Origin of the sequence: Embleya sp. NPDC050154 (assembly GCF_044460165.1) — a bacterium.
Lineage (GTDB): Bacteria > Actinomycetota > Actinomycetes > Streptomycetales > Streptomycetaceae > Embleya.
Window position 1 is genome coordinate 130,000 of sequence record NZ_JBITJP010000003.1, and the last position, 18,618, is coordinate 148,617.

The 18,618-nt window shown below is 70.8% G+C and carries 19 protein-coding genes; 5 read left to right on the plus strand and 14 right to left on the minus strand.

Annotation, left to right across the window (positions count from 1 at the left end; genetic code table 11):
* Positions 1–166: 166 nt before the first annotated feature.
* Positions 167–1,819: a PucR family transcriptional regulator gene (locus tag ACIBSV_RS07260; protein ID WP_395860147.1), complete on the minus strand. Its 1,653-nt coding sequence runs from the start codon at positions 1,817–1,819 to the stop codon at positions 167–169.
* Between the two features lie 439 nt (positions 1,820–2,258).
* Here ACIBSV_RS07260 and ACIBSV_RS07265 point away from each other — a divergent pair, with 439 nt between their 5' ends.
* The gene (locus ACIBSV_RS07265; RefSeq protein ID WP_395860149.1) at positions 2,259–2,717 is read left to right on the plus strand and encodes an ATP-binding protein; all 459 of its coding nucleotides are present in this window, start codon (positions 2,259–2,261) and stop codon (positions 2,715–2,717) included.
* Between the two features lie 13 nt (positions 2,718–2,730).
* On the opposite strand, the gene ACIBSV_RS07270 is transcribed toward ACIBSV_RS07265, so the two are convergent.
* The 8 genes from ACIBSV_RS07270 to ACIBSV_RS07305 all read right to left on the minus strand — a co-directional run bounded on the left by ACIBSV_RS07270 (position 2,731) and on the right by ACIBSV_RS07305 (position 10,056).
* Positions 2,731–4,389, minus strand: coding sequence for a SpoIIE family protein phosphatase (locus ACIBSV_RS07270; protein WP_395860151.1), 1,659 nt, complete (start codon positions 4,387–4,389; stop codon positions 2,731–2,733).
* Positions 4,386–6,164, minus strand: a complete 1,779-nt coding sequence (locus ACIBSV_RS07275; RefSeq protein ID WP_395860152.1) for an ATP-binding protein — start codon at positions 6,162–6,164, stop codon at positions 4,386–4,388. Before ACIBSV_RS07275 ends, ACIBSV_RS07270 begins: the two co-directional genes overlap by 4 nt.
* Complete coding sequence (locus tag ACIBSV_RS07280) at positions 6,164–7,228, minus strand: ATP-binding protein (RefSeq protein WP_395860154.1); 1,065 nt, start codon at positions 7,226–7,228, stop codon at positions 6,164–6,166. The genes ACIBSV_RS07275 and ACIBSV_RS07280 overlap by 1 nt, the downstream gene beginning before the upstream one ends.
* Positions 7,225–7,659, minus strand: a complete 435-nt coding sequence (locus ACIBSV_RS07285; RefSeq protein ID WP_395860156.1) for an anti-sigma regulatory factor — start codon at positions 7,657–7,659, stop codon at positions 7,225–7,227. The genes ACIBSV_RS07280 and ACIBSV_RS07285 overlap by 4 nt, the downstream gene beginning before the upstream one ends.
* The gene (locus ACIBSV_RS07290; protein ID WP_395860158.1) at positions 7,656–8,054 is read right to left on the minus strand and encodes an STAS domain-containing protein; all 399 of its coding nucleotides are present in this window, start codon (positions 8,052–8,054) and stop codon (positions 7,656–7,658) included. Before ACIBSV_RS07290 ends, ACIBSV_RS07285 begins: the two co-directional genes overlap by 4 nt.
* Positions 8,051–8,932: an STAS domain-containing protein gene (locus ACIBSV_RS07295; protein ID WP_395860160.1), complete on the minus strand. Its 882-nt coding sequence runs from the start codon at positions 8,930–8,932 to the stop codon at positions 8,051–8,053. The genes ACIBSV_RS07290 and ACIBSV_RS07295 overlap by 4 nt, the downstream gene beginning before the upstream one ends.
* A 543-nt stretch (positions 8,933–9,475) precedes the next feature.
* Complete coding sequence (locus ACIBSV_RS07300; protein WP_395860162.1) at positions 9,476–9,793, minus strand: hypothetical protein; 318 nt, start codon at positions 9,791–9,793, stop codon at positions 9,476–9,478.
* Positions 9,781–10,056, minus strand: a complete 276-nt coding sequence (locus tag ACIBSV_RS07305) for a hypothetical protein (protein WP_395860164.1) — start codon at positions 10,054–10,056, stop codon at positions 9,781–9,783. Before ACIBSV_RS07305 ends, ACIBSV_RS07300 begins: the two co-directional genes overlap by 13 nt.
* A 288-nt stretch (positions 10,057–10,344) precedes the next feature.
* Here ACIBSV_RS07305 and ACIBSV_RS07310 point away from each other — a divergent pair, with 288 nt between their 5' ends.
* Positions 10,345–11,799, plus strand: a complete 1,455-nt coding sequence (locus ACIBSV_RS07310) for a PhoX family protein (RefSeq protein WP_395860166.1) — start codon at positions 10,345–10,347, stop codon at positions 11,797–11,799.
* 321 nt (positions 11,800–12,120) lie between these two features.
* On the opposite strand, the gene ACIBSV_RS07315 is transcribed toward ACIBSV_RS07310, so the two are convergent.
* The 4 genes from ACIBSV_RS07315 to ACIBSV_RS07330 all read right to left on the minus strand — a co-directional run bounded on the left by ACIBSV_RS07315 (position 12,121) and on the right by ACIBSV_RS07330 (position 15,494).
* Positions 12,121–13,371: a protein-glutamine glutaminase family protein gene (locus ACIBSV_RS07315; RefSeq protein WP_395860168.1), complete on the minus strand. Its 1,251-nt coding sequence runs from the start codon at positions 13,369–13,371 to the stop codon at positions 12,121–12,123.
* A gap of 196 nt (positions 13,372–13,567) precedes the next feature.
* Positions 13,568–13,894, minus strand: coding sequence for a DUF1330 domain-containing protein (locus ACIBSV_RS07320; RefSeq protein ID WP_395860170.1), 327 nt, complete (start codon positions 13,892–13,894; stop codon positions 13,568–13,570).
* A 191-nt stretch (positions 13,895–14,085) separates the two neighbouring features.
* The gene (locus ACIBSV_RS07325) at positions 14,086–14,427 is read right to left on the minus strand and encodes a hypothetical protein (protein WP_395860172.1); all 342 of its coding nucleotides are present in this window, start codon (positions 14,425–14,427) and stop codon (positions 14,086–14,088) included.
* Positions 14,428–14,498: 71 nt separating this feature from the next.
* Positions 14,499–15,494, minus strand: a complete 996-nt coding sequence (locus ACIBSV_RS07330) for an STM4015 family protein (RefSeq protein WP_395860174.1) — start codon at positions 15,492–15,494, stop codon at positions 14,499–14,501.
* 266 nt (positions 15,495–15,760) lie between these two features.
* Here ACIBSV_RS07330 and ACIBSV_RS07335 point away from each other — a divergent pair, with 266 nt between their 5' ends.
* Positions 15,761–16,447, plus strand: coding sequence for a hypothetical protein (locus ACIBSV_RS07335; protein WP_395860176.1), 687 nt, complete (start codon positions 15,761–15,763; stop codon positions 16,445–16,447).
* 103 nt (positions 16,448–16,550) lie between these two features.
* Here ACIBSV_RS07335 and ACIBSV_RS07340 read toward each other — a convergent pair whose 3' ends face one another.
* Positions 16,551–17,402 (minus strand): LysR family transcriptional regulator, encoded by an 852-nt coding sequence (locus ACIBSV_RS07340; RefSeq protein WP_395860948.1) that lies wholly within the window; start codon positions 17,400–17,402, stop codon positions 16,551–16,553.
* 95 nt (positions 17,403–17,497) lie between these two features.
* On the opposite strand from ACIBSV_RS07340, the gene ACIBSV_RS07345 reads away from it, so the two are divergent.
* Together ACIBSV_RS07345 and ACIBSV_RS07350 are read left to right on the plus strand one after the other, a co-directional pair.
* Complete coding sequence (locus ACIBSV_RS07345) at positions 17,498–18,022, plus strand: cupin domain-containing protein (RefSeq protein WP_395860178.1); 525 nt, start codon at positions 17,498–17,500, stop codon at positions 18,020–18,022.
* Between the two features lie 197 nt (positions 18,023–18,219).
* A complete protein-coding gene (locus ACIBSV_RS07350) occupies positions 18,220–18,582 on the plus strand; it encodes a DoxX family protein (protein WP_395860180.1) in 363 nt (120 codons plus the stop codon).
* The last annotated feature ends 36 nt before the right edge of the window (positions 18,583–18,618 follow it).

Here is an 18,618-nt window from a genome sequence, read left to right on the forward strand (position 1 = left end):
CACCACACCTCGAAGATCTCAAGTGTTCGCGACCCGTTCGAGTCGCATGCACAGCTTGGATCCGGGCGTGGGCGGGCGTCAGCGTCCGGCCCGACCAAAGGAGGACGCATCGGTTGTTTGCCTCAACAGGAAAATGATCATGAAAATGGTCGCCGGCCCCCGCGGCTCACCCGTGCTCGCGGTGGGCCAGGCGCAGTCCGATGTCGGCGAGCAGTCGGCCCGTCGGGTCGTCCAGGTCGACGCCGAAGAGCTCCTTGGCCCGGCGCAGCCGATAGCGCAGGGTGTTCGGGTGCACGCTGAGCCCGCGCGCGGCGGCCACGGTGTCGCCGAAGGCGCCCAGGTAGGCGCCGACCGACGCGGAGTACCCCGATCCGTGCAGACGGTCGTGCTCGACCATCGCGTACACCGGTCCGGCCATCGGCCACAGCGGCTCGACCCGGTCCAGCAAGCGCACCAGGGCCGCCTCCGACACCACGTCGGCCGACAGCGCCGACGCCGACGCGGACACCCCGGCCGCCGACGCCCGCTCGCGCAGCACCCGCACCACGATCTCGGCCTCCTCGCGCGCGTCGGGCAACTCGGCCGGCCGACCCGCGATGGGACCGACACCGGCGAAGACCACGGTGCCCGGTACCGACCGGGCCGTGGCGACCAGGTCGCGCGCCGGGTCCGCGTGCGCCTCGCCCGCCGGCGTCAGCACGAACAACCGTCGACCGGCCCGCGCGGTCACACACCCCGGACGAAGCGCCGCCGCCTGCAACGCGAGTACGTCGAGCACCCGCTGCTCGGCGGGCGTGGGCGCGTCGGACGCGGACTCCGTCGTGGGGTTCTCGTACGCCTCGACCACGATCACCGCGTACGGCCGGTCCGGGCGCACCCCCACCGTCCGGGCCGCCCGGTCGGCACCCGCGCCGCCGCTCAGCAACGTGTGCACCGCCTCCTCCCGACGGCGCGCCGCCTCGCGACCGCGGGTCTCGTGGTGCACCAGGTGCGGCAGGGCCGCCCGGGCGGCGGTGCGCAACGCCGCCACCGCGTCCGGCGCGAGCGGGTGCCCGTCCGCCGCGGCCCAGATCGACCCGAGCACCTCGCCGCCGTCGCGCACCGCGATCGCCAACCGCTCCGCGTAGCGGTCGTCGGCGGGCAGCCGGACCACGTCGTCGGTGCCCCACAGGGTGCGGAAGAAGCCGCTCTCGCGCAGTTCGGCCACCCGCCAGCGGGGCACCTCCTGGTTCAGGATGGTCGCCCGGCGCATGGGATCCGGCTCGTGGTCCATCCGGGAGTAGGCCAGCACCCGCGACTGCGGATCCTCGATCGTGATCGCGCCGCCCACCAGGTCGGCGACCGTGTTGGCCAGGCCCGACAGGTCGCCCGGGCGCAGGCTGTCGACCGCGGCGAGTTCGGACGGGCTGCTCTGCGCACAGGCGTTGCGCAACAGGCCGAGCACGTCGGTCCAGCCACGTCCGGGCTGCCGGGTGAGCAGGGCGATCCCGCCGTCTTCGGCCGCCTCGACCGCGGCGGGATCCGCGCCGGTCGCGCCGCGCCGGATCACCAACACGCTCGCCCCCGCGCGCCGGGCCGCGCGCACGGCCTCGACCGCACCGGGCCCGCGCGGCTCCACGCCGACCGCGAGGAGGATCATCCCGGTGAGCGTCGACTCGTCGGCGTCCTCGTCGCCGAGGTCGTAGAGGGTGACCCCGTTCACCGGCACCTCGGTCCCGCGCGGCGCGACCACGACGTCGAGGATCCCGGGGTCGATCAGATCCAGCACCCGCGCCAGCGTCGTCGCGGCGCGACGGCCGGAGGATTCACGCTCGCTCATACGTCCATGATCGCGTGCGTGTCGACGCACCGGTGGGACCGGCACCGCTCCCCCCGCGTCCTCGCCCGCCCCGTCAGGCGTCCCGGCCACCTCGCCGGGGTTCACCACGGACGGGTCGGACGCCGGCGAAGCGGACGATCGTCGGAGCGAACGCGTCGATGCCCGCGCGGGCGAGCCGGCCGGCCGATGCCGGCCCCGCCCCGGGCCGGGCCGGGATCCGCCTGGGGACGGGGACGGGGCCACGCGCCGCCGTGCGCCCGTCCGGTGGCGCGCGGGCTTCGCCGGTACGACGGCCCGGCGAGACGAGCGTCGTTCCGGCGCGGTACAACGGTGGGATCCGATGTCGAGAACTGGGCCCATTGCCGCACGGGGGAGCCGAGACGGGTGGTCGGCACGCGATGTCCCATGCCTGAACCGACGTTCACCCCGGGGGGAACCCATGGCCGCCGATTTCGAACTTCGCTCCGGGGATTCCTCACCGCACGACGCGCGGCGGTCACCGGCAAGAGGTCCACGCTCGATCACGCTCACGGGCGTCGGCGCCGCGGCCGCCGCGCGCCGGGCCGCACGGGAGTTCCTCGCCCAAAGCCCCGGGGCCGCTCCCGGCCTGGCGGACACCGTGGAGCTGGTCGTCAGCGAACTCGTGACCAACGCGATACGTCACGCGACCGGGCCGTGTCGACTCGAACTCGCCCATGTCGACCGCGGTGTGCGGGTGTCCGTCCACGACGACGCACACGCGGCACCCACTCCCCGGGACCACGGTCCCCTCCGCGTCGGCGGACACGGCCTGGAACTCGTACGCGCCCTCAGCACCGACCTCGTCGTGACCGCCACCGCCACCGGCAAGACCGTCACCGCCCACATCCGCGCCCCCGACACCCCGCCACCCGGGTGAGTCGCCGGGGCGGCTAGCCGGTCCTGCGCAGCAACAGGAGGGCGATGTCGTCGCGTTCGTCGCCTTGAAGCGCGGACAGGAGGTGGTCGGCGAGGGCTGCCAGGTCGGTTCGGGGTGTGGTCTCCCGAACGGTCTCGGCCCGCAGCCGCTCCATGCCTTCGTCGAGGTCGCTGCCGCGCTCCTCGACGAGTCCGTCCGTGTACAGGAGCAGGGTCGCCTTCTCGGGCAGTTCGAACCGGGTGGTTCCGGGTCTGGGCAGTTCGAGGCCGAGCAGGGGGCCGCCGGCCACGAGGTAGTGCGCGTGACCGTCCTCGGTCAGTACCAGGGGTGGCAGGTGGCCGGCGTTGGCGAGGTCGATCACGCCCGTGCGGGGGTCGAACATCAGGACGCACACCGTCGCGGTCTCGTAGCGGTGGTAGCGCGTCAACATGGTGTTGAGGCGTTCCAGGATCGCGTCGGGCTCGTGTCCGTCGCTCGCGTAGGCGCGCAGGCCGTGGCGTAGTTCGCCCATGATGGTCGCCGCGTGCAGGGAGTGGCCCGCGACGTCGCCGATGGCCACGAGCAGGCGGTCCTCGATGGCGACGGCTTCGTAGAAATCGCCGCCGATCTCGGCTTCGTCGGACGCGGGACGATAGCGCACCGCGATGTCCACGAGGTCGGATACGGGGAGCACGGACGGCAGGAAGGAACGTTGCAGGTCCAGGGCCAGCGCGTGTTCCCGGGCGTAGGAGCGAAACGCCTCGACGGCGAGGGCTCCGGTGCGGGCGAGTTCGCGCAGCGCCTGCCGCTCCTCGGGGTGTCGGGCGGCGTCCGCCGGGACGGCGAGGGCGGTCGGTGGGCGGGCGGTCTTCGTTCGGCACATCGACAGGTGGACCGGGCCCGAGGCGAGGCTGTCCGGGAGTGTGCGCAACCACTCCTCGGCGGTGATCTCCACCGATGTCGAACCCGTTGCCTCACCGAGGTCCGTGAAGCGTGACAGGGCGTCGAACAGGGCGGGGGGAACGTTTGCCTGCTTCGGCTCGACGCCGTACTCGCCGATCACGGTGCGCCGGGCGCTGTCGCCCGGCCCGTCTATGTAGGAGGCCGCCGGCGCTCGGCTGATCAGGGAGGCTCCCGTCGCGATGGCGTTGCCGAGTTCCTCCAGGGTGCCGGCGGCGTTGACGAGCATGGTCGCGCGGGCGAGCTCGGACAGGACGGAGACCCGGTGTTCGGCACGGCGTCGGGCACGCGAGTAGCGCAGCGCGGCCTGGAGGGTGGCCAGCAGTACTTCGGGTTCGATCGGGTCGATGAGGTAGGCGTCCGCACCTCGATACAGGCCCTGGGCGCGGTCGCTGACAGTGATCGCGGAGGCGGAGACGTGCACGACCGGCATGGAGGCTGTGCGGACGTCGGACTTCAGGCGTTCGCACACCTCGAAACCGCTCGTGTCCGGCAGCCGCACATCGACGATGGCCACATCCACGGGATCGCCGTGGTCGGCCGCACCGAAGGCCACATCCAGCGCCTGGGCACCCGTCTCGGCTTCGAGGACACGGTGTCCGGCGCGCCGTAGCCAACTGCCGATGATGTAACGCTTGGTCTCGGTGTCGTCGACGACCAGGACGGTGGCGGGGCCGTCGTCGAGCATGGGGTCGTGCTCCGTCGCGGCGCCTGGTTCGAGGGCTCGGGTCACGTGCCGTCTCCGTCTCCGTCTCCGTCTCCGTTTCCGTCATCGGCCCGCGGCGCGGTGAGGGTGTCGGCGATTCGTTCGGCGGTCAGGTCACTCTTGGACAGGATGTTCGCGACGGCGGCCTGTGCCGGCAGTACCGACCGGTCGAGGGAGGTCACCACGACGACCGGTACCCGCGACAGCGTGTCGTGCGTCGCCAGTCGCCGCAGGACCTCGAATCCGTCCGGGTCGGGCATGTGGAGGTCGAGGAAGATCACGTCGGGCGGGTCCTCGGCGGCCAGCGCGAGTCCGCGGGTTCCGTCGGCCGCCTCGGTCAGTCGGGCGACAAGTCCCTGGGTCAAGCCGCGGAACAACTCCCGGAAGGCGGGGTCGTCGTCGATCAGGAGGGCATGTTCGGCTCGGGTCGGGGCGGTGGTGCCGTGCAGCGGAAGACGGATCACGGCGGTGGTTCCGACCTGCGGAGTGCTCTCCAGGGTCAGGGTGCCGCCGAGCAGGCGGGTGAGACTGCGGGCGTACGGCAGGCCGAGGCCGGTGCCGGCGGCCCGCGCCTGCAAGGGCCCGGGGATCTGGTAGAACTCCTCGAAGACTCGCGAGGCGTGCTCGGCGGTGATGCCGATGCCGGTGTCGCGGACGGTCAACACCAATCGGTTCGCGAGCGCGTCGTGCTCGGCGATGAGCACGACCTCGCCGCGCGGGGTGAACTTCAGGGCGTTGGACAGCAGATTGCGCAGGACGCGTGTGAGGATGACCTCGTCGGTGACCACGGCGGGCGGTCGGCCGTCGGCGTCGACGCGGAACGTCACACCCGGCGCCGCCATCGGGCGCATCACGCCGTGCACGTGGGTGAGCAGTTCGACCAGGTCCACCGGGGCCAGTGAGGGCTCCATGCGACCCGACTCGGCCTTGGCGATGTCGAGCAGTTCGTTCACCAGGGTCAACAACGTGGCACCGGACGAGGCGATCAGCCGCGTCTGACGGTGTTGTTCCTCGGTGAGCGGGTCGCCGGCCGGATCCAGGAGCAGTCGGGCGAGGCCGATCACGGAGTTGACCGGGGTGCGCAGCTCGTGGCTGACGTTGGCCCAGAACCGGGTGCGGGTCTCCGCGATCTCGCGCAACTGGCGGGTCTTGTCCTCCAGTTCGGCGTACAGCGCGACCACACCGGTATTGGTCTCCGCGAGTTCCTGGGACAGTTCCGCGTACAGCGCGAGCACGCCCTGGTTGGTCTCCTCCAGTTCGCCGTTGAGGCGCAGCAGGTCCTCCTGGCGGGCCTGGAGGTCGTCCAGCGCGCTCACCAATTCCTGGTTCTGCGAGCGCAGTTCCTCCAGCGCCCCGCGCGGACTCGCGGCGGCGACCGCAGCCCGTGCCCTCTCCACGTCACCGGGGCGGAAGTCGCCCAGGCGCTTGCGTACGACAATGCGACCGTCGAGGCGTTCGACGCGTTCCACCAGCCGTTCCGCGGCACCCGCCGTCGGCAACGGCGCGTTCGGGCTGTCGGGACTCGGCGTCTCCCAGGTGATCTCCACCACCAGCGAAGGGGCGACGCCGTCGAGTTCGACGCCGAAGTCCACAACGGCCGGACCGACGGCGTCGATGAGTTCGCGGCCGATCTCGCTGAGGGCGGTGGCCACCCGAACGCGATCCTGTCGCCCCAGGCCGACGGCCTCGGCGACATCGCGCGCGAGTTGGCGCACGACGAAGACGTCGTTGGCGTCGACGAGTGGACAGCGGATGAGCGTGGTCAACGTCGGCTGCCACTCGTACCGTGCGTCGTCCACCATCAGCCGGACCGGCGTGGTGCTCGCGCCACCACGACGCAGGCGTCGTCGGAACGGGTGCCCGCGTCCCGCAGGAGCGTCGCCGCCACCACGAGCGGGGTGTGCGACGTCAGGCCGGGGGCGTCGGGGACGCGTCCTCGGTCGGTCAGGCCGTCGGAGTGCAGGACGACCATCGCGCCGTCCGGCAGGTCGTACTCGAACACCCGCCGGGTGCGGGCGTGTTGGCCGGCGATGCCGGGCAGGGGCGTCATGCCTCTGCGGCCGAAGTCGCCGAGGATCGTGCCGGAGACGTTGCCGATGCCGCAGAAACGCACGACACCGGGTGCGAGTTGGGCGATCGAGACCGCGCCGCCTCGGGTGCCGGCCATCGCACGGTGCAGTCGATCGGCGTGCGCGTCCGGTCGCCCCGCGGGAGCGGCCACGAAGGCGTTCACCGCCACTTCCGAGGCACGCGCGGCCAGCGGACCGTGGCCCAGGCCGTCGCACAGCATGACGGTGGTCACCCCGTCGTCGACACGCACCGCGTACGCGTCGCCGCACACCGTCTCGCCGGCGATCGCCCGCGTCAGCCCGCTCACCTCGTCCAGCGGCACCCCGCGCGCCCCCTCGGCCCGAAACCGCAACGCCAGCGTGACTCCGCGACCGGGCACCGAGTACAGGTCGGCGTCGTCGGCCAGGCGCAGGATGCCGCCCAGGCCGATCCCCAGGGTTCCGCGGCTGGAGTTGCCGTCCAGGCTCGCCCACGCCACGTCGGAGATCCCGGGGCCGCTGTCGGCGGCCACCAACTCGACCGCGACGGACTCGCCCACGGATACCGACCGGAGCAGCAGCGCGCCGTCGTCGGCGTGTCTGTGCAGGTTCGTGGCGGTCTCCTGGGTGGCGATCCCGATCTCCTCGGAACGCACGGCTCCGAACCCCACTCGGAGCGCGAGCGCGACGGCGGCTCGCCGTACCGCCCCCGGCATGCTCGGCTCGCCGTGGCGGAACCAGGTCGGGTCCGTCGCGAACGCGGGCCTGAAGGACGCGGGGCCTTCGTTGCTCGTGGGTTCGCCGACGCCGGGCGTCATCGGGACCACTTGACGATCTCCACCTCGGTACCGGTCCCCACTTCGGTGTCGATCCGGAACTGGTCGACGAGGCGGCGTGAACCGCTGAGCCCCAGACCCATACCGTCACCACTGGTCCAGCCGTCCGTCAACGCCTGGTCGAGGTCGGGGATCCCGGGGCCCTCGTCGACGAAGCGCACGCGCACCCCGCGCCGCCGGCCCTCGGCCACGAGGTGCATGTGCGCTGTTCCTCCGCCGCCGTGGATGAGCGTGTTTCGGGCGATCTCACTGGCCGCCGTGACCAGTTTGGTCTGGTCGACCAGGGACAGGCCGATGCGTTGCGCCAAGTCCCGCACGGCCTGACGTGCCCGTACCACGTCGTCGTTGCCGCGGATGGGCAGGGACAGGACGTCCGAGTCCCCGCCCGCCGGGCCCGCGATCGGCGCGGTCATCCGCCGGACACGTCGAACGAGAGGTCACCGTGCCGGTCCGTCCGTCGACGGGCCAGGAGCGCCAAACCCTTCTCCAGGTCGAGCGCGGTGTGCACCCCGCCCATCGACAGCCCCAGTTCCACCAGCGTGATCGCGACCGCGGGTCGCATGCCCACCACCACGGTCTCCGCGTCGAGCATGCGCGAGACGGCCGCGATCGTGGCGAACATGCGGCCGATGAAGGAATCCACGATCTCGACGGCGGAGATGTCGATCGCCACTCCGTGCGCCCCGGTCCGCACGATGCGTTCCGAAAGGTCCTCCTGGAGCGCGAGCACGCTCTCGTCCTGCAGGTCGATCTGGATCGACACCAACAGGACGTCACCGATCTTCAGGATCGGCACACGTTCCATCACGACCTCCCCGCATGCGGCCGGGGCACCGCGATCCCGCTCCGGCGCAAGGCATGCGACAAAGCGTCCGCGAGGGTCGCCTTGGTCGTGATGTCCCCGAACTCGATACCGAGAGCGACGATGGTCTGCGCTATTTGCGGGCTGATGCCCGATATGGTGCATTCCGCGCCCATCAGGCGTGCGGCCACGATGGTCTTCAACAGGTGTTGGGCGACCTGGGTGTCGACGGCCGGAACACCGGTGATGTCGATGATCGCCTGTTCCGAACCGGTGTCCACCAGGGCTTGGAGCAGCTTCTCCATCACCACCTGGGTACGCGCGGAGTCGAGAGTGCCCACCAACGGCACCGCGACCACGCCGTCCCACAACTTCACGACCGGGGTGGACAGTTCCAACAATTGCTCGGTCTGATCGGCGATGACCTCCTCGCGCGCCCTCGAGTACGTCTCGAAGGTGTACAGGCCGAACCCGTCCAGCAGCCGCCCCAGCCGGTGCGCCGCCTGGTAGTTCGGCAGCGAGGCATCGTCCGTCGCGACGAGGTCGAAGACCACGTCCTTGAGCCCGAACACGCCGACGGCGGTCTCGGACGGCGTAAAGCCCTGCCGGGCCCGATTGCGGGACAACTCCGACAGCAGGGCCCGCAGTTCGCCGAACGACTCGCTCCCGGAGTCCTCCGGCTCGTCGTTGCGACCACCGGCCTCGAGTCCGGCGACCAGAGCCGAGAACAAGTCGCGCAACTCACCGGTCGCCTCGGTTGCGGAAACGCGTCCGCGCAGGGTTGCGACCACCTTCGCCGACCACCGCTCCGTCACGATGGCCTCGTTCGACTTCAACAACTCCAGAACCCGCAGGCGAACCCCGATGGCGCCGTCTTCCGCCACGCCGCGCTCCCATCACCGATTGATTGTCACAGGACAACAAAGACTAGGGCATCGGTCTCGCCCGCCCACAAGGCGCTCCCTCTTCCCCACCACGAATCGGGACCGGCCTCCCCCGACGGCCCACCCCACCGGTCGTGCACGAGGATTCGCGGCCCCGGCAGATCGCCGAAAGCCGGGGGACGACGTGCCCACCGCCCGGGCTTCCCTCGACGGATGACGATTGCCCCGAGAGTTGGGATACATACCTCGGGAGCCTGTCCCGCGCCGGGCGGGCGTCGGGACAGGCGGCGTGGGACGGGCCGGCGGAAACGGTGCCGGGTGCCGGAGAGGCCGGCGCGGGACGGGTGAGCGGCCAGGCGAGGGCCTGCGCCGGAGTGGCCGACGGGTTCGGTCCGTGTGCTCGCGGCGCCGGGTCCGTGTGCTCGCGGCGCCGGCGCCGGGACACAGCGCTGTCGGCTCGTGCGGGTGTGGCGAGGGCCGACCCGGCCGAGACGGTCGGAAGCCATCGAACCCGGCGGGCCGCCTCCCCGGTCCGGGGCCGACTCAGCGCCCCTTACAGGTCGGATCGTCGACGATCAGCGCGTTCGCGGGGATGATCACCTCGTCCTCCCCGATCGACACGGACCCCTTCGTCGTCGCGTAGGCACGCTTGCCGGGCCCGACGCACTTGGTCGCGAGATTCCCGAAACCGTCGGGGAAGTTGAACACCTCCGCGGGGCCGTCCTCACCTCGACCGTCGAGCACCGGTCCGTCGGCCTTGCCGCGCTCGTCGTAGTACCCCTGCGAACAACCGGCGACGCCGCCGAGGGCCAGACACATCGCCACGATCAGCGCACACCGCATCGCGTTCAGCCCGCGCACGTGCCGTCGGGGACGATCTGCACATTGGAGGGACCGCTCGCGTTCGTGGTCACGTAGGCGCGGAACCCGTGGCCGACGCACTTGGTCGCGAGATTCCCGAAACCGTCGGGCATGTTGAACACCTGGGCCGGAGTGTCGTCACCGCGCTGGTTCGCCACCGGGGCGTCTCCCGTGCCGCGCTTGTCGTCCTCCTCGGCGCACCCCGACAACAGCAGTACGCCGGCCACCGCGAAAGGCACGACGCCCCATCCGACTCTTCCCATGTTTTCCCCCGTCCCCCGCACCGCGCGTCCGAGGGATCAACGTCGCACCCGCACGGCCGGGCCACCACAGGGACTTCCCCACACACACCCGCGCAACGACAGGTGCTCGCGCCCGAGCTTCGGCCGCGGCGGTCGGCGTCGTGGGTGGTACCGGGACTCGACACGGGGTCGGCGGCGCGACGGAAACATCCACGATGCACTGGCGACACCGGCTCTACGCGAGTAGCGTTTCGGCGTTCGGTCGCGCATCCGGCCCGCCTGACGGGCCGTCAAGGAGGTTGTACGCCTGTGGACCGTCGTCGTTTCCTCGCCCGCGGCGCTGTGATCGCGGCCGGTACCGCCGTCGTCGGCGGCCCCTTCCAGGGTCTCGTCGCGGGCGCCGCGCACGCCGCCTCGGGAACCGCCTCGAACGCCGACCGGGGACGCCCCGGCTCCGGCGGATACGGTCCGCTGGGGCCGGTCCCCGACGAACGCGACGGCGCGGTACGGCTGCACCTGCCCGAGGGCTTTCACTACCGCTCCTTCACCCCGGCCGGGTCCCCGCTCACCGACGGCGGCCCGACCCCCGGCAAGCACGACGGCATGGCCGCCTTCCGCGGGCGCCGAGGCACGACCGTCCTCGTCCGCAACCACGAAGTCAACGGGCCGGTGGGCGCGTTCGGCGACGCGGCGCACGCCTACGACCCGGCGACGGGCGGCGGTACCACCACCGTGGTGGTGGACCGGTACGGCACCGTGCAGACGTCGTACGTCAGCCTCAACGGCACCCAGATGAACTGCTCGGGCGGTCCCATGCCGTGGGGGTCGTGGCTCTCCTGCGAGGAGACCGTCAACGGCCCCGATGTCGGCAACGACTTCACCGGCGCCGACAACAAGAAGCTCACGCAAAAGCACGGCTATCTGTTCGAGGTGCCGACCGACGGCGTCTCGACACGGGTGCCGATCCGCAGCGCCGGCCGGTTCGCCCACGAGTCGGCGGCATACGACCCGATCAGCGGCGCCGTGTACCTGACCGAGGACAATTTCGGCTTCGCGTCCGGCTTCTACCGCTACCTGCCGCCCGTCAGCCCCTGGGTCGGCGACCGGTTGCGCGACGGCGGCCGACTCCAGATGCTCGCGGTGCGCGGGCGTCCCGGGATCGACCTGTCGGCGGCGCAGCGTCCCGGCGCGGCGTACGACGTGACCTGGGTCGACATCGACGACCCCGACCCCACATTCGCCCCGGGCACCACCAACGACCAGGCCATTCAGGCCGTCGGCAACCAGGGTCGGGCCCAGGGCGCGGCGCTCTTCTCGCGCCTCGAAGGCGCGTACCACCAGCGCGGCGTCGTCTATTTCGTGTCCACGCAGGGCGGCGCGACCGCGCCCGGCGAAGCGGCGCCGGACGGCTTCGGCGACGGGCGCGGCCAGGTGTGGGCGTACAACACCGTCACGCGGCGCCTTCGGCTCGTGTACGAATCGCCGTCCGCGACCAGGCTCGACCTCCCGGACAACGTCACCGTCAGCCCGCGCGGCACGCTCGTGCTGTGTGAGGACGGCGACGGGGACAACTTCCTGCGCGGCCTGACCGCGGACGGCCGCATCTTCGACCTGTCGAGGATGGAGCCGGTCACCGGCGACCCGGGCGCCGAGTTCGCGGGCGCGACCTTCGGTCCGGACGGGCACACCTTGTATGTCAACATCCAGTCGAAGCTGGGCATGAGCATCGCCATCTGGGGGCCCTGGCACCGGGGAGGCTTCTGAATCGCGAGAAGTCGAGCGGTTCGGCGGGGTTTTCGTCGGCGTGGCCCGCGACGCGGGGCGGCGGGGCGATCGGGATTGCCGCCGCCCCGCGCCCGCCCCACGAGGTGTTGCGCGGTCCTCGGGAGCGGGTCGGGTACCGGTGTTGCCCGTCTTCCCCAGCGCCCGCTCGTCGAACTCCACGACAGGGTCGTCGCGTTCGTGGGCGCCGGGGAATGACGGGAGACACCCGAACGCGAAGCCGACCGTGCGGCGTTGATGTCCGGATCTCGCGGGATGCGGTGCGGCGACGCGGTGGGTTCTCCAATCCCTGTGCTGTGGGCGTCAAGCCCGGCGGCAGGCCGCGATCTTCGCAAGGATGGTGCCGCCGATCGGGGACAACATCTCCGGATCGAGGTCGGTTGTCGTGGAGGCGGGCGCTCCCAGGAATTCCCACGGGGCGGTCTGTTCGAAGACGTCGACAGGCGGCCTCTTGCCCTTGGCCGCCACGACCCACGCGTCCGCGGCCATGGGCGTCGTCGGGCCGAGCAGCGGATCGATGACGAACGTACCCTCGGTACAGACGAGTTGCGGAGCCACGTGGTGCTTCCAGTTGTACGGCGGGTGCATGGTGCCGCCGGGCGCCACCACCCACCGCTTGCTCAGGTGCAACCGGGTCCAGTGCGGGTGCGTGCTCTCGATCCATTCACAGACGGCGTGCGCGAGGAACTCGCAACCGTCTTGCGACTGGCCCTTGGGCACGATCAACGCATCGGTGAGTTGCGTCCATACGCCGATCAGTTCGGCCACACTCGGCGGCGGCTCGGCCGGCGACGCCAGATCGGCCTCCCGTTGATCACACATCACGATCAACTCGGCAACCAGATCGGCCTGCGTCGCGAGCCACGACCGAACCCGTCCGACACACCCGACACTCCTGGCCAAGGACAGGTTGGCGCACAGGCCGAGCGCGGACTGACGAAATATCAGGGCTCCCATATCCGGGGTCAGTCCGCCGAGGTTGTCATAGCGTTCCTCGATGGCGGCGGTGATCCGGTCGAGGGGCATGCCGGCGATCGAGGTTCGGCTCAGCTCTTCGAACTGCGCCGGCCCCTGCTCCTCATCGGATTCCTGGTCGACCCCGGTCCGTGTACCGGGGACCATCGACACCTTCGGCTCGGCCACGGCACCCGGACCACGGGGTTTGGCCGCGGCTGCGGCCTCCGCTTCGGCCTTGCGCCTCGCGCGCTCTTCCTCGGCCTTCTCGGCAGCGAGAAAGCCGGGGGCCCGTTGGAAGCGGTACGGCTGCGGCGCCGGCTGGGTTTCCGGCGTCGCGCCCGTCTGTCCGGTCTCCGGCGCGGGCGAGGTCGCCGGCACCGCCGTGTCGGTGTGCGCCGGTGTGTCGGCCGCTGCGGTCCCCGGCCCTGCCCCGGGCACGTGCGCCTGCTCGGGCACGATCACCGGTGCGTCCCCGACGGGTTCGGTGTCCGGCGCGGGATACGTGAGCTTCGCACGCTTGGTGTCGTCGTCCGGCCCCCGCTCGATCGGCTCCACGCCCTGGCTGCTCGGATTCTTGAGATCGCGATCGCGTTTCATGGATCCTCCCCTGGGAAGTCCCTCCACCCCGCAGCCCAGCCTACGGACCGAAATGCCCGCCGACGCGACAATCGCGATTTCGTGCGCGCCGCACATTCGGAACCAACTCGCTTGGAGTGCGAGACAGTTCGGAGCGGCACGGCTGCGTTCGGCCGACCCGGGTGGTGCGATGCCCCGGACATTCGACCTGCGCGAGCTACTTGCCCGCAACCATGTCCGCCGCGCGGTAGCCCGGTCCGACTCCCTCGACGATAGCCGCGCCGCCGTCCGAGTTGTTGATGCGGAAGTCGACGATCTCCTGGTAGCCGGCGGAGTGGTACCAGGCCTTGGCAGCTTCGGCGGAGGGGAACTCGATGAGGACCAACACGCCCTCGAACGAGCCGTCCATCACCTCGGGCACCTTGTTGTGCACGATGAACCGACCACCATGTGCGTCCAGGGTGGCGTCGATCTTCTCGACGTACTCGACGATCTCGGCGTTGAAGTCGACGGAGCGCAGGTGCGCGAACGCGTACGCGGTCATGAGGGCCTCCTCGGCCTTGTGTCGGCGGTGGGTTTCCTTACGGGTCGAAACGTTACGTGCCGACGGCGTACGCGGAATCTGTCACGTATAGGTATCGCTCTCGCCCGCTCCCCGCTCCGCATCGGCATGGTCGGGCTCCGCCGACCGGCGCTGTGCTGCGGATCGATGCCGTGTGGCGGATCGAGACGACCTCATTCGGAGACCTCGACGTATCTCTTGCCGCCCCAGTCGTTCCGGGTGTCGGAGAGGTCCACGTCGACCCCCGCCAAGGCACTGCGCAGGCGCGATTGCGTTGCCTCGTCGAGGAAGTGGTGGCGTGCGTCGAGCCGGTCGAGGTGGGTGAGCGGCTGCCCGGCCATCAGCACCTCGGCGCCCGCGTTGATCAACGTCCCTATGGAGAGGTCGAGTTCCCTGAGCCGCGCGACGATGGGGGCGCTCGCGAGGGCTGTTGCGATCTCGTCGGAGATCTCGCTGTCCATGAGGCCGAGGTGGTTGAGGGCGGGCAGCCCGGGATGCTCATGCCGGTTGCTCACCTGAGTAGGTCGGGCCGTGCCTGGGCGGCGCGGGGCATCGGGCTGGGAAGGGGCTGGGGAAGCGGCGAGTACTACTCGGCCACCTCGACATAACGTCCGGTCTCGCCGTCCGCCGATTCGTACGGTTCCTCTTCCTCGTCGAGATCGAGGCGGACCCCGGGCAGTGAGTCGCGCAGGCGCTGTTGCAGGGACTCGCTGATGAAGTGGTGACGCAGATTGAGGTGTGTGAGGTGGGCGTCCGGCAGCCCGACCAGCAGTGCTGCGGCACCCTCGTCGCCCAACGTGCCCATGGACAGGTCGAGTTCGGTAAGCCGGTCGAGGATGGGAGCCACCGCGACGGCAGCCGCGATCTCGTCCTGGATCTCGCTGTTCATCAGGCCCAGCCGGGTCAGCATCGGCAGACCCTCGCCGTTCAGGATGCCGGCGAGGTCTTCGATCGTGCTGTCGCCGTAGTAGCGCTCGACACCGAGCCACATGTCCAGTGCTCGGAGGGTCGGGAAGAGCGATGCGCCGACCGCGCGGACGAACTCGGCGGGCAGCCCCGCCGACAGGAACTCCAGGACACGCAGAGCGTCGTGACCGACGGGGTCCAGGTGCAGATCCTCGCCGCCGGCGACGATGAGTGTCTCCAGCGCCGGGAACGCGGTCAGGAGGGGCGTGATGTCGCTCTGCTGAATCCAGGAGAGCTCGTTCTCCTCGGCCACGATGTCGCCCAGGCACAGGTGCCGCAGCGCCGGAAGCCGATCCGCGGCCGCGGCAAGCAGTTCGATGGGCACGGCGGCCGACTCGTTGTGGTCACCCCACAGACCGATCACGATCGCGGAGACCTCGGTGGTGTCCACGGTTTCCAGGAAGCGCGCGAAGAGATTGGGAAAGGATTCGGTGATGCTGTGGCCGCGGTAGCTGTTGCCGACGCGCAGTGCCCACGCGGCGTCCCCGGCCCGAGGCCGCGGGTCCGGCGGCGTGGAGGGCGCGCTGTTCGCCTCCGTGGTCGTGGGACGCGGGATCTCGTGCAGTTCGGCGACGGGCAGCCCGCCGAATCGTTTCCGGTGGCCGTTCAAGGTCATGGTGGTGGTTCGTTCCTTCGCGGCGTCGGGAGCGCGGGAGCGCGGTGGATACGGTGGCACGCGTGGATCGGTCGACTCACGGACGAGTCCTGCCTACCAGAGCACACCGACGCACGCGGCGCAGGGGCGGTTCGCGCTTCCTCCGACGAAGTCGTCGTGTTCATGTCCTCGTTCCGTTCGTCGCGTGATCCGAGGGATCTCCACTCCCGCGTCGGGGCTCCGTTCCCGCACCCTGAACAAGAGGGAGACCGACCGCGGGAGGTGCGATGATCAGGCACGGGCGAGGCGACGCCGGGCAGGTATTCCTCGTGGGCCTGGCCTCCGTCGGGTTGGCATCGGCGACGGTCGGCATCGCGGTTGCCGCCGCGTTCCTCAACGCCTACGGACCCGCCACGTGGTGGCGGTCGGTGTGCGTCGTGGTGTTGGCGCTCGCCTCGATGGCGATGGTTCTCGCCACCACCACCGTGGTGTGGTCGTGTCCGTCGGGCGGCGCCGTCGTCGGTGGACTCGTCGTCTTCTTCGCCATGTTCGTCACGATCCAGCATGCGTCCAACGCGGTCGGCGACACCGCGCTGGCCAAGCGCGGCGTCTCCACGACCTGCCTGGTCCTCGACGTGCGCGCCCGGACCGAGACATCCACCTCCACCGACGCCAACGGCCACACCACGACCACGACGCGCACGTACAACGACCACCGACTGAACTGCCCCGAGGGCGGTCCGACCAACATGACCACGAGCCGCGCCGCCGCGAAGAAGGGCCAGTCGCTGCGTATCCGCTACGACCCGAAGGGCCGACTGGACACCGTGCCCGAGCGTCGAGTCGCCCGACCGGGCGCTTCGCTGCGGAAGGCCGAACGGTCCTTCACCGTGGTGGTGTTCGCGGCCCTGCTCATCCCGCAGATCGGAGCCCGCCACACCCGACCACGCCGCCCCTCCCCCCACCCGCAGTAACCCGGGCACCGGCTGCGACGGATCTCGACTACCGAAACCTGACGGACGGTCGGGTACCGGTCCGCGCGCGGCCGGACCGTCGGGTGCTCGGGTGCTCGGGTGTTCAGGGGCGGTACGCGGTCGTTGCGATTTCGACGAACGAGCGGATCAATGGATTGTTGTCGCCGGCGTTCCACACCGAGACCACTCGACTCGGTGCCATGTCGGCCAGCGGAACCACGGTCAGGTTCTCGGGCAGCAGGTTCTCCGGCAGGCCGTGTCCGAGCGGAGCCAGGCCGACCGTGCCGTTCCAGAGCACGGCCTGCAGGCATTCCTGGACGACGTGCACCACCGGGCCCTCGCGCGGCTCGCCGCCGTTCCAGTACGACTGCCAGATCGGGTCGGTTCCCCGCGGGAACTGGAACCAGCGGCGGTCGGCCAGATCGGCCAGGTCCAAGTGGTCGCGGCGGGCCAGCGGATCGTCGACGCGCAATACCGCACCGACCGGATCGGCGCGCAGTTCGCGCACCGTCAGGGCGGTCTCGTCGAACGGTGCACGCGTCAGGGCGACGTCGACCAGCCCGGCGCGCAGCCCACAGGTCGGGTCGGTCAGGTCCGCGTCGCGGATGCGGATGTCGACGCCGGGGTGGCTGCGGCGGAAGGCGGCGGCCAGCCTGGTGATGCCGGGATCGGTACTGTCGCCCAGGATGCCCACGGTGATGCCGGCCAGGCCGGCCGCCGCGGCCACGCGCGCGCGGAGGAGGTCGGCTTGGTCGAGCAGCGCACGCGCCTCGTCGAGCAGTATCGCCCCCACCGGAGTGAGCGTGACGCCGCCGGGCGAGCGGACGAACAGCACGGCACCGACCTCCGCCTCCAACTGCTTGATCGCCCGGCTCAGCGGCGGCTGGCTCATGTGCAGCCGGGCGGCGGCCCGGCCGAAGTGGAGTTCCTCGGCGACCGCCACGAAATAGCGCAGGGTACGTAGCTCCACGCTGCAACGATACCCGCGCGGTATCGGCGTGCCGGAATCGGTCTTGGACAGCGGCCGAGCCCCGGCGGTGCACTTGGAGCATGCCCGACAAGAGCACATCCGAGAGCGCACCCGATGAAGCGACAACCGGTGAATCGCCGGCCCTCCACCCCGGCGTATCGGTGGTCGGCCCCGACGACGGTGAGGTGATCGTCTTGGCCACCACGCGCATGCGAGTCCTCGAGGACGGCAGCCACACCGAGCACCGTCTCGGAGTCACCGAGTCCATCCTCGCCCCGCACACCTCCGGGCCGCCGCAACACCGCCATGCCCGGCACGACGAGGGTTTCTACATCGTCTCCGGCACGCTGCGGTTCACCATCGGGGACAGGGAGCACGACGCGACCGCGGGCACACTCGTGATGGTCCCGCGCGGAGCCCCGCACACCTTCGCCAACCGGAGCGACCAACCCGCCGTGATGCTCAGCATGTTCACCCCCGACCTCTACGTGCAGTACTTCCGAGACCTCCAGGGCATGACCGCGGACGGCCGACCGCCGACACCACGGGCCGGCCTCCACACGATGAGCCGCTACGCCACCGAGCCCGCCACCGACTTCGCCTGAAGCCTGCGGCTCCCGGCACCGCAGGGCTGCCCGGCGCCGCCCGGCCGCCCCGCACCCGGCAGCGTGCGGCACGACCCGGGCGCTGCCACCCCTCGGCCACCCTCGGCGTCCGGGTCACTCACACACGCCTATTGACACCTTCCGGGTCACCCCGGAACCGGCGGGTCATCCACGCTTGGTGACCCCGAACGGAGAGCATGAACATCGCCTATTGGATCGTTGCCGGACTGCTCGCCTCCTTCTACCTCTACGCGGGAGGGCTCAAGGTGGTCCGCAGCCCCGATCTGCTCCGGCCGATGATGGCTTGGGTGGACCGCATACCGCTGCCCGCCGTCAGGGCGCTGGGAACGGTCGAAGTGCTGGGCGCCGTCGGCCTGCTCCTGCCGCCGGCGACCGGCGTCGCCCTCTGGATGGCCCCGGCCGCGGCCATCGGGTTCACCCTGCTGCAGATCGGTGCGATCGCCGTCCACCTGACCGGCGAAGACCGCCGAGTCACGCTCAACATCGGGCTGATCACCGCTGGTGCGGCGACCATCTGGCTTGCCACCGCTTGGCTGTGATCGAGCAGAGCCCTCGACCGGTGGATGCGACCACCG